Raw genomic sequence first — 14379 nt, forward strand, 5'->3', positions numbered from 1 at the left:
GCATGCAGAAGACATCGGATAAGCCCGCTTCGCGCCCGTGGTTAACGGTGAGTCGCGGGGTAAAAATAGCGTGGTGGACAGGGATACTGCTTCTGGGCGGTGGGATAACAGCACTGAGCATCTCTCTGGCGGGGGATCCGGTGGCGCTATCTTCCTGGCTACAGCAGGCGAAATTACCGTTATTTTTCTGGCGGTTGGCTCTCTATGTCATCGTTACCGGCCTGTGGTTTCACCGGGTTCGGGCAGCCTTGTTGCGGCAAGCATCTTCATCAGGCGCGGTTTATCGTCTGGAGGCCATGATAGTCAGCTTGATGTTACTGATTGAGTTCACCTGTTATCGTTGGGGGATGTGATGACAGCGGACAGTTATCTTGAGTTTTTCCTCGTTTTCCTTGGCTGGTTGATCAGTAACGCCCTGTGGGCAGTCATCACCTCCACGGGGTTATTTGTTTTGCCATTGGTACTGAAGGTCGTGAGTGTCTGGCTAAAAGTGCGTACTGAAGGTGATGACGAGGGTAACAAAGGGACGCTGGCATTACCCCGAATAGAACAGGTGCTGTATGTGGCATTTGTCGTCATTCTATTCTGTGCGATGCCCTTCAAGGATGTGGATATCTCCACCATGAAGTTTGACCGATCTCGCTCAACAGCCTGTGGAGTCAATGTTCCTCAACCCGATGAATCGGGGTATGGGGAGCTGCTGACTGATTTTAATGGGCAGACGGCTAAAGTCCCGATGTGGTGGTATCTGGTTCATAGCCTGTCAAAAGGCGTCACACATGCCGCTATTGCGTCCATCCCTTGTGGCACACAACTAAGGCAACTGCGTTTTGAGGTGCAACATACCCAGCTTGTTGATCCGGTGAACCGTCAGGAAGTGCAGGAGTTCGCTAATCAATGCTACTCCAAAGCGTATTTCAAGCTGAAATCCACCCATAACCCACGACTCACTGATGCCACCATTAATTCCGTTGGCTGGATAGGTTCAAGCTATTTCCTGAATACCGCAGGTTATTATGATTATTACACCTCAACCTCACCGCGTTCACCGTGGCCGTACAGTGAGCGTCGAGACAGTGGTTATCCTGATGTGGGTCGCGGGGGATATCCAAGTTGCAAGAACTGGTGGAGTGCCACGGGAATAGGACTGAAAGCACGGTTGTTTGCGGCCTACGAGACTCGGACGGTGAATAGGATGAAATCTCGAGATCCGGCCAACTGGGAAGAGAATTTACTGCGCTGGTTGGTCAGCCCCCAGAATATCTTGATGTCTGCCGGAGGAGAGAGCTACCTATCTGGAAATCAGCGTGGTACGAGTGGAAATATTGATACCGGTTTCAAACAACTTGTGAGCGGCCTGGGCGCACTCTCAGCGCAATCGACCCAGTTACCGGCGTTTGATGCCTTGCGTCAGGCATTGCCGATGGTACATGGCATCTTGATGATGGCGATGGTTATTTGTATTCCGCTGGTGATGCTGTTTGGTGCCTATGATCCCAAAGTGGTGGTGACGCTGACGTTTGCCCTGTTTGCGATGATTTTCGTGACATTTTGGTGGGAACTGGGCAGTTGGCTGGATGATCGACTGATTGAAATTGTGTACACCGGTGCTCGCGGGTATTACGGCTGGTTTAGCAGTGTCGGGGCTGAAGGTTGGATCATGAATTTGGTTTTAGGGGCGATGTTTGTGGTGCTACCCGCATTTTGGTTTGCTGCTGTGGGTTGGAGTGGGGTGCACATAGGGCAGGTAATATCCCAATCAATTAATGGTGGTATTCAAGCGGCGCAACAAGCCGGTGCTGCTGGAGGACAAATGGCAACAAATGCAGCGAAGACAGCGCTTAGCAGAGGAAAAAGAAAATGAGATTTATAGGGATTGATATTATTATTCATATCAATCTCTTACTCATCATCACTTCTGATATTCCCAACGTAAAATCCATAGCCACTGTGCCCATCACGCCATCCATCATCTACATTTTCTGATTGAGTAAGGTCTCTTTTACTGACATCTATCACGAAAATAAGAATAGAACAAAATGCATTTATTGTAGCAATCAGGCTATTGGTTATGGTTAACCGAGAGGTGTTTTCTTGATTATCAATATCCTTATTTTTCATTGTTTATCCTTATAAATATTCTGTTTAAGTTATTAGCCTATATAAGTAAATAAAGTTAATTAATTATCAGATTTAAAATATCAACAATAAATACATTAAATTGTATCGTGCATCTGGAGTTATTAGCTTTTAGCATGCAAGGGCTTTAATTTAAAATATTTTGGAATGTCGATATGCCAAGAAAAAGGAAGTCATGCCATTGAAACAACAAATAGTGTTTTTAGTCAAGACAGGCATCGCCGATGTGGCGGATAAAAATGAAATCTGGAATGCAGCGCAATAAAGCGGTTCAATGATTAAATATTTATGGGTGATTAAATTTAGCACGTTATCCATCAAATCCATCATGAGGTGAAACCAGTGAGCCAGCCCCCACCAAAGGGGCTGGCGAGTGGGAGCGGTTCCAGGACGGAACAAGTCCTGGAACACCGATTGTGGAGTTGTGGGTAACATTTATTAATAGCGATTGTTTATTATTTTTTTTGAGAATTAATCCTCATCGGCAATCTTATTATAAGTTCATAGCATGCTAATAAATAATTTAAATTAAGTAGTGCCGATTAAATATAACTGTAATCTATTTCTTAAGCTTATTGATTTGGATTTTATCTTTTAAAGTAGGGTGGAGAATATATTTCTCGTCACCTTTTAGCTATTTAGATAAGACGATGGTATAAAAAACATGAGGAAAGGCGATGTTTAGCTCAACATCGCCCATTAAAAATCACATACAAATATCAGTGGCCTGAGGCTCTATGGCATAAATATCGGCCCTGATATGTTGCTCTAATTGATTCAACGTGGGGATCAATGAACTAATGGTGTTCAGGCTGTGCCCCAACTGATAAAGGCTGGTTGGCGTAAATTCCAATATATTATGACCAGAAAAGGTGATCAAGGAATCGCCCAAATAGTCCAAACAATGGCATAGCCCAGTACGCGCTTCGTCGCAATAATCTGCCAGTTGCAGGCGATCATCGGTATTCATGCTGGAAAAACTCAACTTAGCCATGACGTCGGCCATGCTGGGATCAAAAGTATCGGTATCAAATAGCATGGCCGTTCTCCAATGGTTTACAGGAAACAAATACCAGTGAGAAACCGGCCAGCAGACGACGCGCTTCACTTTCAGTGGTCGCCAATACTGAGATGAGACGCAAGGGATGTAACTCAGATAACAACGTGTTGGAGCGGGCATTAAGGAAGGTGTAGAGCTTTGAATATGCACGTATGTTACTATTAGCGTTAGCCATAGCATTACCTCATATAATGATGTGGTTAGAGGCTCATAGGTGTTGTAGCACCTGTGGGCTTCGTTCATTTAATAGTTGCAAAACATCACGTAATTGCGATGTAATTACAATCATATTATTCTAAGGATTTTGTAATTACAATGTCAAGCGAAAAAATCAAAACAGATCAATACCAACTCCGTCTGGCTCATGAGTTTAGAAAACAGCTTGAAGAACAGGCTCGCAAAGATGGGGATACATCTCTTGCAACATGGATAAAACGAGTTTTGCGTAAGGAACTTCAGTCGCGAGATATTGAACCGAAAGGATAATTGAATCTGGTCGCTCTCGTCGCGACTAATACAAATAAATACAGCCCGATGAATCGGGCTGTTATGAATGATCAGGCAAATACAACTTTCAGGCTACCAGGTGTGCGACGTGGTTTCCCAACGACAATTTGCACATCACGCCCCAAACGAGTCAGGCATTCCAACATTTTGGCCTCGCTGATCCCCCTGAACTGCCCACGTAACATATTAGACAGCTTAGGCTGAGTCATTCCGAGCAGTTTAGCGGCCTGTTCTTGTGTGAGGCGACGGCTTTTAATAATGTTGCCAATGGTGGTAGCGAGTTGCGCTTTTACCTGCATTTCTTCAGCATTATCTTTGCCAAGATCGGCATAAACATTGCCGCTGCTGATTTCGATATCATGGCTCATCTTATGCTCCTTTAGCATGGCTTTCTGCGGTTTTCAACCGTTCGCGGATCTTATCCATATCTGGTTTTGGCGTAGCTATTCCCGATGAGGATTTTTTCTGAAATGCATGTAAAACATACACCGCATCACCAAATTTGACGGTATAAACCGCTCGGTAGGTGTCACCGATGTAATCCTCAACAACTTCCAGTACACCTGCGCCACCAAACCCTTTCAAGGGCTTCGCTTGGGAATGTTTACTGCCCATCTGTGCCAAATGCAGGCCGTAGCCGAAAATATCTTGTACATCTTCAGGTAGAGACTGAAGATCCTTTTTACTGCTACCAACCCAATAAAGTGGCTTCATCCGCTAATCCGTGCGTTAATTTATACCCATTTAGGTATAAATTAACATGCCATTTCGATTGGGGCAAATGCACATTTACGAAATTGTCATTTAGCCCCTCAGTATAATCACTACCGCGCAAGATGCCGCCGTGGTTATGGTTATCAACGACCACGCCATTAGATGAAGATTGTCCGCCAGAATGTTCGATATCACCGCTCATTTGGCCTCCACTCTTTACGTTTAAGATAGCTATCGTCAGCTTGTAGGTGCATTCCACTTCGTGCGCATCCAACAGAAAGTTATCCCATGTGTAATTTTCTCTTTCGATAACTATCTATTCTTACAGAAAAAATGTTTGTCCTAAAGTAGGGCTGAGTCATTGCTCGGTATGATGCTCATGATTATCATCGCCCGATGAAAACGACCCCTACACCTCACGATGCTCTATTTAAGAATTTTATGACCCAGCCAGCAACGGCTTGTGACCTGCTGCAGTTTCATTTGCCGCCTGAATTACGGCAACTTTGTGACTTGAGTTCCCTGCGGCTGGAATCCGGTAGTTTCATTGAAAACAACCTGCGTGCTTGCTACTCAGACGTGCTCTACTCGCTAAAAACGACGGCGGGAGACGGTTATGTCTATGCCCTCATTGAACATCAAAGTTCCCCTGATAAACATATGGCTTTTCGCCTGATGCGCTACGCCATTGCGGCCATGCAGAGCCATCTGGAGGCAGGGCATGATAAGCTGCCGCTGGTGATCCCCATCCTCTTCTATCACGGAATGGTTACGCCGTACCCGCATCCGATGAGCTGGTTGAATGCCTTTCACCAGCCTGAACTCGCCGGGCAGTTGTACAGTGGTGATTTCCCACTGGTCGATGTGACCGTTATCCCCGATGATGAAATTATGACCCACAAGCGCATAGCCCTGCTGGAACTGTTGCAAAAACATATTCGCCAGCGTGATTTGTCTGAGTTATTGGATCAACTGGTCATCCTGATAGCAAGCGGTTACACTACGGAAGAACAGCTAAAATCTGCGATAAATTACATTATACAGGTTGGCGAAACAGCCGAACCGGAAGTGTTCATCCGCAGCCTGGCTCACCGCTTACCACAGCACGAGGAGTCACTGATGACGATTGCACAAAAACTGGAACAAAAAGGCCACCAAAAAGGGCGCCAAGAAGGTCGAATGGAAGGTCGTATGGAAGGGGCGCAAGAAACAGCACTGAAAATTGCCCGAACTATGCTAGCCAATGGTATTGACCGTGCTACGGTAGTGAAAATGACCGGTCTGAACGAAGAAGAACTGGCTCAAATTTGCCATTAATTTACTGGCAAACATCACAGTTTTAACAGGCGATGTAATGTTAAATGTCGCCTGCTTACCTGTTCTTAGCCCCTAATCTCTTTCTGATGTGTCATTCACGATCGTTTCTTATTTCACCTCAATAGATGTAGTACCCAAAACACCAGCCCTATCGGCCAACTTGGCTTGTGATAATTTCGCTATGTACTAGCTTAATCATATCTGCAATATCACAGAGAATTGTCATTGGTAGCCTCAGGGATACAAAATAAATGATCCATCTCACCGAATTTATTGACTTAGAAATGAATTAATATGCGTAGTATTAATAGAAGCAGTGGCAATAGCGAGTTGTCAGAAATAAGCACCATACAGTTACAGGCAAGGATGTGAATGTAATATAATTGCAGTCCATGATTTAAACTTATTAATTTTTATTTAATATATTCAATTGTGGCGGGAAATATATATCTGTCTGTGTTTGCCGAATATAACGATGGTGATTATTATATTCGATGTTATCCCGTTGTCATTGACAACACCCGATGTATCCATGCTCTGTAAGGATGCGCTGTAAAGCGAGCAAACCCGAGTTGCCCAGACCTGAAATGCAACGCTTTTAGAGCGGTAACCCCCCTGAACCTTTGAGAGCGGGGATCGCGGGATTTCTGCGGTGAAGGTATCTTTATCCCTCAATAAATGGCTTCTGCTAATGAGTAGAACCGCCATATCAGCACTGTGTTTTTTGGGTTTACGTCCAACAATCCCGGCAACATTTGCGGCTCTCTGCTATGCCAATTGGAACATTTGGCATTTGCTAGAGCAGCATTTGGCGCGGGATATGTGCAGCGCGTCACTTGCGTGAAGTGAAACGAATACCAAGTGACGCGCGCAGCGCATAACGAACAAACCCACCTAATTCGGGCATTAACGACGTCTGCTACGCTCTGATCAGCATGTGGTGCCTTGGCCGAACCTTGGGCTGCGTAACATTCAGAGCTGTCAGTAGGCATGACTTAAACAACCGCGTCGTAAAACGGGATGATCACAGAAAGACGCATATCTAATAAATAAAGGAGAAAAATCGACTCGCTAACGATGGCAGCGTCAGTGAAAACTGGCGGATGGAGGTGACCTGACAGTCGTCAGGATCCGGTGCAAACCGCAAGCAGCTCAGCGAGCTGTGGATACCTCACAAGAACTCAACATGTTGCCACCCCGATGTACAGTTATCAGTCGAGTCGCAGGAAGCGCAAATTAAACCGTGACGTCGGGGCCAAGATGTACACCGCTGTACTGAACGTTTTTTATGGATGAAAAGGGGAGGGCGATGTCGAGAGCCAATAAGCAGTTAAGCAAACAATTAATTACATTGGCACGTAAATCGGGCGGGAGTTTTAAAACCGTTGCTGATCGTGCCAGAATAGCATCCCGATTAGCAGCAACTATGTTGAAGTTGAATATTCAGATCCGCGATGTGAATAATATAAAAACAAACCATATCGAACTGTATATAAAGAGTCGCCAGTTAAGCAATATCTCAAAACGTACAATGCAAAATGAAATGGCTGCTATCCGGTCGATATTTGCCACCGCTGGGAGAGTGAAACTCGCCGATGCGCATCATGAACGACTAAGTAATTCAGCTCTCGGGTTATCAGGTGCCAGCCGTGATGGTTCTAAAGTTGCTATTTCGGACGAGCGCTATCACACTGCGCTGGCACATGTCCGTGATAAAGATGCCGGAGTTGCTGCTGCAATGCAGTTAGCCCGACATTTAGGGTTAAGAACGGAAGAAACAGTTCAATCAGCCAAATCATTAAAAACCTGGCTGCGGGCATTACAGCGAGGTGATGAACGCATCCGGGTGGTATTTGGAACTAAGGGTGGACGCCCAAGAGATACAACGATTGTCGATCGAAATATGGTTATTCATGCAGTCAATGAAGCGATAAAATATGCTGATGGGTGCAATGGACGATTAATAGATAAACCTAATTTACACTCTGCTATTGATAGGTATAGAAATATTCTCAAGGGGGCAGGGTTAACGGGAAAAGAGTCCCCGCATAGTCTGCGCTATGCCTATTCCAGAGAGGCGACGGAATATCATATGAATAAAGGATTGAGCCGCAAAGAAGCTGAAGCTATGGTCTCAATGGATTTAGGGCATGGGGATGGTCGCGGGCATTATATTGCCAGAGTGTATAATAGAGTAAGTGAATAGTCTTAATTGTCTGAATGCATACTAATTTTGCAAAGTCAGGCTTGTTGAGTGCGTTTGATTTATGTACGATCTTATATGTTGAACCGTTGTCATAGACAACACCCGATGCTGCCATGACCTGTAAGGTAGCGCTATACAGTGGTCAAACCCAAGTTGCCTAGACCTGAAATGCAACGCTTTTAGAGCGGTAACCCCCCTGAACCTTTGAAAGCGGGGATCGTAGTTCACTGCGATAAAGGTACACTTTTCTAACATGCCTTAATTGGCATCCTATCTGATTGACTCACCCTCAAGGGAACATGCTTCCCTGCTGAGGGATAGGTGTTCCCTTATTTTTTATATAAGGAGACATCAATGATTACAGCGGTGAATAAACATTGGGAAACAGGGTTTGGCGGTCTGATTACGACCATAATCGCTCAAGGTTTTCCTTTAGATGAAGCGTCAGCTTACACACTAACGTTTACTCACCTGTGCTATGGCCACGCCCGTAGGTTCAGTCAGGACTATAACGGGGATTTCTGGTGCTGGTATACACAATCTGATGGCGGCTTTTTCATCTGCCCACAGGTGAAGAAAACCTATCGTATTGAGGTTTGCTCGAACTACTACCGTGGCGAGATGAGTGCGCAGGCGCTGGGAATAACGGTATCGCTGTATGCACTCTGTATCTTGGCAGAATCAGGCCATGAGTTTTTTATCGAGAGCTACTACCGTCTACGTGATTTTGCGGTGCAGCATCCTGAATGGGCCGCTATTGGTGGAGCGATTGACTGATGGCCCGTAAGATTTATTGATTAACACAGAAGCGGTACCAGAGGGGCAACCTCAAGGTAGCTAACCCGATATTTTGATTTCACTCACCCACAGGGACTGACTTCCCTGGTGGGGGTAAGTCCCTTTTTAATCTTAAAGGACTTACCATGACAACGAAACACACTAAGAATAAGGCAGCATCACGCCGCCAGGATAAACCGGATTTATTCCAGGTAGTGACGGATAAAATCGTTGCGGCACTGGAAAAGGGGACGCCTCCCTGGCGCAAACCGTGGCGTAACGTCGCCGGTGGCCGTTCTGTCCGTATGGGGGGCTTACCGGCCAATGCCATTACTGGCAGAGCCTACAGTGGTATCAATGTGTTACTGCTATGGATTGATGCTGCGGACAAAGGTTTTACTTCACATCGCTGGCTGACGTTCAAACAGGCATTGGATGCGGGTGGCAACGTGCGTAAAGGCGAGAAATCGACGCTGGTGACCCTGTTTAAACCCTTCGAGAAAAAAGAGACTGACGAGCAAGGCACACCTCTTTTTGACGAGCAGGGTAATGCGGTGGTCTCCCGGCTGAGTTTCATGACCAGTTTTCATCTGTTCAATATCGAGCAGTGTGAGAATTTACCTGAGCATCTGCTGATGCCGGTGAGTATGGCCGGTGATGCAACAGAGACGCCAGAACAACACGATATTGCGCGTATTCAGCGAGCAGAACAGGTGGTCGCCTGTAGTGGTGTGCGAGTGATACATCGGCATCAGAATCGGGCGTTCTATAGCTCCTGCGCTGACCGAATCACCCTGCCGGAGGCGGTGCAGTTCAATCGCCCGGCAGATTACTACAGTACGTTGCTGCATGAGTTGGTGCATTCTACTGGTCATGTCTCTCGGCTGGCGCGAGAAGGGATAACGTCATCTTCACGTCGTTTTGGCGATCCAGTTTATGCCTTTGAGGAACTTGTAGCAGAAATAGGCTCGGCATTCTTGTGCGCCGAAGTGGGCATTGAGGGTGATGTTCAGCATGAAAGCTATATTGCGTCGTGGCTGAAAGCGTTGAAAGAAGATAAGAGAGCCATCTTTCAGGCAAGTCGTTATGCCCGTGAAGCCTTTGAATATCTTATTTTACGTGAACAAGCCTTTGCGGCTGCTTGAGCTAAATTGGAGGAATAGACGATGGACACCAATGAAATTAGTGAATACCAGATGATAGCGGCGTTTTTGCTGAATAATCACTTCGGGCTGACGTTGAATGATACCAACCTGCATGATGACGCAGTTGTGCTGGGGCTGATCGAGCTTAATATTCCAGCTTTTGAAGCGATAAACCAGTTGGTAGAAAAGTACCACCTGGATCGGATTGACCAGAATGCTTGGTCACCTCAGAGTTCATTACTCAATCAGAACCACTTTCTGGTTGCCGTATTGGAAATGGTACCAGAGAAAGTACAGCTCATCTGCATCAATGAGACGGATGACAGACCAACACAGCGCTAACTTTTTACTCAGAGTTACCCAGTAACCCACTATTCCCCAAGGAAATATCCTTGGGGAATCACACTCGTCAGCTTGGCCAGCCCCTTTGGTTAGTTCCCTCTATAGTACTGAGTTGTACAAAAACATGCTGATGTTGGGGAGTTATTTTCCTCATGTCTCTCTTATGGCATCAAGTTCTAAATTCTCATATAGGGTTATTTGTTGCTGCCGTATTCCGTCTTCATAGAGTAGGGATACAAACTTTTATGAAAGCAGGATCACACTATGCAACCCCTTTTGGGACTCGATCCGCAGGTTATTCATCACATCATTTACAGACAGGCTGGATGGATCAATCGGGGAGGTTACGACTTATGTTGAAGTCTTTCCTGAAGTATCTGTCTGTTCCGTCAGCCAAAGTCGGCAACGGTGAAAACCTTGTTACGGCGCAATCTCTATCAGTTCAAGTACCAGATGGATACCATACGCCGATATCGCCCCATCAACAGTTAACAACTCCCCGACGCCGTCAATGGTTGCAAATACTGTGGGATTATTCGTCACTGCCAAAAGATCTGTATCAGCAGTATTACCAGCAGCCACTTGAGCACAGTGTTTCCCTGATGCAACAGCTCCCTGCTACGGAGAGTGGACATCATGCCTATCTTGGAGGCTTGGTGGATCATATGCTTGAAACGGTGGCCTATGCTGCCCGATTATCAAAAAACTATCTGCTACCGATAGGTGCACAACCTGAAGATCAGGCTTCTCAGGGATCTGCATGGAGCTCGGTAATTGTTTACGCAGCTATGCTGCAATCACTCGACATGCTGTGCCAGATAGAGGTGGAGCTGGAAAGCGGACAATGCTGGATACCACTTAATTCTCCCCCTAGTGAGCCTTACCGTTTTCGCTTTACTCCGATTGCTGATTCGAGACAGATTCGAAGTCTAAGTGCGATGTTGGCATGGAAGATTATCCCTAATGAGGCGTTGCTCTGGCTGAGTACTTGGCCGGATGTGTTGAAAACATTGTCGCTGTACTTAACGGGTTTTCGTCATGAATCAGGGATAGTTAATACTATTGTGTTGGATGCTATTCGGGTTTCTGCGGGGTCACCATCTGTATTACCGATAGAACTTGTTCCTATGAATACAACTAATGAAAAGTTAACAATTACGGTAAATGACGGCCCTGAAATAAAACAAAACACGATACCCACAACCCAAAGTGAGAGCATGAATCTGGGAGTCATTTTTTATGAGTGGATGAAGAACAGTATTTTAGAACAATCAATGGTAGTCAATGAAATTGATTCTTCAGTATTTATTATTGCAGGTTATGTGTTTATAAAGTCGCCAGAGATTTTTTATCAATTCATGTCAAAAAATAAATCAGCTTTAGGTGAGCGATCATGTGACTGGCGGAAGGTACAAAAACAGTTTGAGAAACTTAAACTTCATAAACGCCAAGCAGATGGGGCGAATATGTATTGTTGTGAAGAAAAAGAAGGGGGGGAATCTGTGAATGGCTATTTGATCCCTGCTGCGAAAATCTATGGTGTCGTTTCACCTCCGGTAGACAGTTTATTAAAGATTATAATATGAAAAATAGGTTCATTCATTCTAATTGATACATATATTTGTAGGCGTTCAGCTGAAATGTAATCTTCCAGATTCATCAAGTTCTCCCTTTTACATAATATTATCTTAGTTGACGCCCCCGTCAAAGCATAGTAAATTACTAATCATTAAGGCTCAGATTTCTTCGGACCTGAGCGCCAGAGTTAGTACCGGAAAAGCCACCTAATATAGGTGGCTTTTCTCGTATATAATTACTTCTAGCTGTTATCTCTTAAATCCATTGACTGTTGTAATGAGATTTTTGGATGTATTGAAATTAGCGGATAGTAATGGGTTTTACTATATAATAGGATTAGAAATCTCCATTAATGGAGGGAATATTCAGGACAGGCCTTTGCTGAAAATAGGCTCTTTAACTGTGATGCAACTGTCCCAAGACAATTATTTTTTAGTTATAAAGCTAACCGCAATAATATGATTATTCTTCAGTTTTATCCTTAAGTCTGCGTTCAATTTCTGTTTGCATTGATGTAACTATAAATTGAGCTGTACTCTCATCAGCATTCTTAACTGACTCCATTGCTTCTACTACATTGTGAGGAACTCGAGCTTTTAAGGCTTTTGATTTCGCATTTATATTTCCAGTAGCCATAGCTTAGTTCCTAAAAAATCTTATCTAACTGACAAAGGTTATAAAGTCATTGACGTGTGGCCCACCTTGATTTTATAGTGGACCCCACCTTGACTGAGTCAAAGGTTTACTATTAGCGAAGCCCAGAAGTGCGCGAACACTAGCCGGGCCTCTAACCATCACGTTAAAAGGACTAACGCTATGGCTGCATCAAAGTGTACTTATATCTTTGTAGCGATCAACCGTATTCAGACGAAAACAACCCCTATTATGTTACGCGTAACGGCAATAGATGAAAAATCAGCCCGTCAACGCTTTGTTTCTGATTATGTTTTATGTTTTGCCGGTCGGCTACCAGCATATAGGGGGAACCATGGAACAATATGAGTTTATCACGCAAAAACCTCCAACGACTATCGATGTTGAATGCCAGTGTAGGGCCTTGGCTTATGCGGCCTATCACATTGACCATCGCGACGTTAGAGAGCTTCTTTTATTTACTCTTATTGAAAAACAGCATCAATTAACAGAAATGTTAGATGCGGATAATAATCCAAATAAAAGTAATAATATATGCATGATGGATATATTAGGTTTGTAAGTTTCAATTTATTAATGGGTATCCTATCTCTATCCAGACGTTGCTATTTAACGTTATGATAGTTAGAGGTAACTCATTAATATTGATTGAACAAGGACGTTAAATATGACTCATATAACTTTTGAATCACTTCTGGAAAAATATTTTTTCAGTAAATCGCTACGACCTACTACAGAATGGAGTTATCAGAAAGTAGTCAACTCATTTGAACGATATACAGCCAAACTTCCACATGAAATTAATAATCAAATTGTGTTGGAGTGGCGTCGGCATGTATTGAGTGATTTGAGACTGGAACCACGAACTTGGAATAATAAGGTGGCTCATCTCCGCGAATTATTTAATTTTGGTATGAAGAAAAAATTATTAAAACAGGAAGAAAACCCATTCAATGGATCTGTAGTAAGAGCGGGAATTAAGAAAAAGAAAATTCTGACTTTAGGGCAAATGAATACTCTCTATTTATTGATGAGGCAACATTGTGAGAGAGAAAGGGATTTGCCCGAATCACATTGCTTTAATATTCGTAACCACGCATTTTACCCTTCATGGTTTTGGCTTACGGTGCTGGATGTTTTACGCTATACCGGTGTGCGGCAAAACCAACTGCTGCACCTAAGACTCTGTGATATCAATTTAGGTGAACGTAGTATTGATCTGAGAATTGCAGGTGCCAAGAACCATAAAGAACACTGTGTACCAATAGTCTCCGCGCTATTCCCACAGTTGGAACTACTGATTAACAGGGCATTAGATGCCGGTGCAGAACCACAAGATCAACTATTTAATGTTGGGCGGTTTGATTTACGTCGCCGGGATAAGTATCCGATAGAAATGGATCAAAATCCGTTAAGGGCATTTTTCCGACGTTTATCTAAAGAATGCCGTTTTACCGTGAGCCCACACCGTTTCAGACACACTATTGCCACACATATGATGAAATCCCCAGACAGGAACTTACAGGCTGTCAAAAAGCTACTGGGGCATGTCAGTATCCAATCGACACTTGAGTATATCGATGAGAGTGTAGACAATTTGCGGGATATTTTGGAGCAAGAGTTGATGTAACAGCTTTCAGCAAGGGATCAACGCCCCTTGCTTATTTGACACTAAAGGAAAATCTGTGTAACCATAACACGTAACAAAGCCCACTTAATTTAACAAGTGAGCTATTTGATTGCTAATTATTACAACAATCTGAGTAACGAAATCACAGCGTGTTTCGTATTCTGATTCATTCACCTGCTTGTTAGGTTAGACGTTTAGTCACTTTAACAAACAAGCTTAAATATGGTGCCCGGACTCGGAATCGAACCAAGGACACGGGGATTTTCAATCCCTGTGTTTAAAAGTGATCAAATTAGGTAATTAATATTAA

18 protein-coding genes and 1 pseudogene are annotated in these 14379 nt (G+C 44.2%); 12 read left to right on the top strand and 7 right to left on the bottom strand.

The genetic code is table 11. From position 1 onward, the window contains the following. Positions 1-2: 2 nt before the first annotated feature. Positions 3-353, top strand: coding sequence for a hypothetical protein (locus AC971_RS22120; protein WP_025381215.1), 351 nt, complete (start codon positions 3-5; stop codon positions 351-353). Then, positions 353-1864, top strand: coding sequence for a conjugal transfer protein TraG N-terminal domain-containing protein (locus AC971_RS13870; protein WP_025381214.1), 1512 nt, complete (start codon positions 353-355; stop codon positions 1862-1864). The genes AC971_RS22120 and AC971_RS13870 overlap by 1 nt, the downstream gene beginning before the upstream one ends. Before the next feature lie 38 nt (positions 1865-1902). On the opposite strand, the gene AC971_RS13875 is transcribed toward AC971_RS13870, so the two are convergent. From AC971_RS13875 to AC971_RS13885, 3 genes are all read right to left on the bottom strand, one after another. After that, entirely contained in the window at positions 1903-2121 is a 219-nt protein-coding gene (locus tag AC971_RS13875; RefSeq protein WP_025381213.1) for a hypothetical protein, read from the bottom strand. Between the two features lie 724 nt (positions 2122-2845). Further along, positions 2846-3178, bottom strand: coding sequence for a hypothetical protein (locus tag AC971_RS13880; protein WP_025381212.1), 333 nt, complete (start codon positions 3176-3178; stop codon positions 2846-2848). Beyond that, the gene (locus tag AC971_RS13885; RefSeq protein WP_025381211.1) at positions 3168-3374 is read right to left on the bottom strand and encodes a host cell division inhibitor Icd-like protein; all 207 of its coding nucleotides are present in this window, start codon (positions 3372-3374) and stop codon (positions 3168-3170) included. Before AC971_RS13885 ends, AC971_RS13880 begins: the two co-directional genes overlap by 11 nt. Positions 3375-3514: 140 nt before the next feature. Here AC971_RS13885 and AC971_RS24725 point away from each other — a divergent pair, with 140 nt between their 5' ends. After that, complete coding sequence (locus AC971_RS24725; RefSeq protein ID WP_167330747.1) at positions 3515-3685, top strand: hypothetical protein; 171 nt, start codon at positions 3515-3517, stop codon at positions 3683-3685. Between the two features lie 71 nt (positions 3686-3756). On the opposite strand, the gene AC971_RS13890 is transcribed toward AC971_RS24725, so the two are convergent. From AC971_RS13890 to AC971_RS25200, 3 genes and pseudogenes are all read right to left on the bottom strand, one after another. Further along, complete coding sequence (locus AC971_RS13890) at positions 3757-4074, bottom strand: helix-turn-helix domain-containing protein (RefSeq protein ID WP_025381210.1); 318 nt, start codon at positions 4072-4074, stop codon at positions 3757-3759. A 1-nt stretch (position 4075) separates the two neighbouring features. Next, positions 4076-4420 carry a type II toxin-antitoxin system RelE/ParE family toxin gene (locus tag AC971_RS13895; protein ID WP_025381209.1) on the bottom strand — a complete coding sequence of 115 codons (345 nt, stop codon included), beginning with the start codon at positions 4418-4420 and terminating at the stop codon, positions 4076-4078. Positions 4421-4511: 91 nt separating this feature from the next. Beyond that, positions 4512-4694, bottom strand: a pseudogene (locus AC971_RS25200) (phage baseplate assembly protein V); the annotation flags it as partial. 122 nt (positions 4695-4816) lie between these two features. Here AC971_RS25200 and AC971_RS13905 point away from each other — a divergent pair. From AC971_RS13905 to AC971_RS13930, 6 genes are all read left to right on the top strand, one after another. Continuing rightward, positions 4817-5737 carry an Rpn family recombination-promoting nuclease/putative transposase gene (locus AC971_RS13905; RefSeq protein ID WP_025381207.1) on the top strand — a complete coding sequence of 307 codons (921 nt, stop codon included), beginning with the start codon at positions 4817-4819 and terminating at the stop codon, positions 5735-5737. A 1309-nt stretch (positions 5738-7046) separates the two neighbouring features. Continuing rightward, the gene (locus tag AC971_RS13910) at positions 7047-7943 is read left to right on the top strand and encodes an integrase domain-containing protein (protein ID WP_025381206.1); all 897 of its coding nucleotides are present in this window, start codon (positions 7047-7049) and stop codon (positions 7941-7943) included. A 354-nt stretch (positions 7944-8297) separates the two neighbouring features. Beyond that, positions 8298-8720: an antirestriction protein gene (locus AC971_RS13915; RefSeq protein ID WP_025381205.1), complete on the top strand. Its 423-nt coding sequence runs from the start codon at positions 8298-8300 to the stop codon at positions 8718-8720. A gap of 146 nt (positions 8721-8866) precedes the next feature. Then, positions 8867-9865: an ArdC family protein gene (locus tag AC971_RS13920; RefSeq protein ID WP_025381204.1), complete on the top strand. Its 999-nt coding sequence runs from the start codon at positions 8867-8869 to the stop codon at positions 9863-9865. Positions 9866-9886: 21 nt separating this feature from the next. Continuing rightward, positions 9887-10207, top strand: a complete 321-nt coding sequence (locus AC971_RS22125; RefSeq protein ID WP_025381203.1) for a TA system toxin CbtA family protein — start codon at positions 9887-9889, stop codon at positions 10205-10207. A gap of 353 nt (positions 10208-10560) precedes the next feature. Then, positions 10561-11793, top strand: a complete 1233-nt coding sequence (locus AC971_RS13930; protein WP_038401990.1) for a TraI domain-containing protein — start codon at positions 10561-10563, stop codon at positions 11791-11793. A 454-nt stretch (positions 11794-12247) separates the two neighbouring features. Here AC971_RS13930 and AC971_RS24355 read toward each other — a convergent pair whose 3' ends face one another. Further along, a complete protein-coding gene (locus AC971_RS24355; RefSeq protein WP_144236045.1) occupies positions 12248-12421 on the bottom strand; it encodes a YlcI/YnfO family protein in 174 nt (57 codons plus the stop codon). Between the two features lie 249 nt (positions 12422-12670). Here AC971_RS24355 and AC971_RS25760 point away from each other — a divergent pair, with 249 nt between their 5' ends. The 3 genes from AC971_RS25760 to AC971_RS13945 all read left to right on the top strand — a co-directional run bounded on the left by AC971_RS25760 (position 12671) and on the right by AC971_RS13945 (position 14069). Next, on the top strand, positions 12671-12787 hold the full coding sequence (locus AC971_RS25760; protein WP_414826407.1) for a host cell division inhibitor Icd-like protein: 117 nt from the start codon (positions 12671-12673) through the stop codon (positions 12785-12787). Then, entirely contained in the window at positions 12774-13001 is a 228-nt protein-coding gene (locus tag AC971_RS13940; RefSeq protein WP_080357484.1) for a hypothetical protein, read from the top strand. Before AC971_RS25760 ends, AC971_RS13940 begins: the two co-directional genes overlap by 14 nt. Before the next feature lie 105 nt (positions 13002-13106). After that, entirely contained in the window at positions 13107-14069 is a 963-nt protein-coding gene (locus AC971_RS13945) for a tyrosine-type recombinase/integrase (protein WP_025381199.1), read from the top strand. Positions 14070-14379: the final 310 nt, after the last annotated feature.

This window comes from Yersinia similis, assembly GCF_001053095.1.
In the GTDB taxonomy this organism is placed as follows: Bacteria; Pseudomonadota; Gammaproteobacteria; order Enterobacterales; family Enterobacteriaceae; genus Yersinia; species Yersinia similis.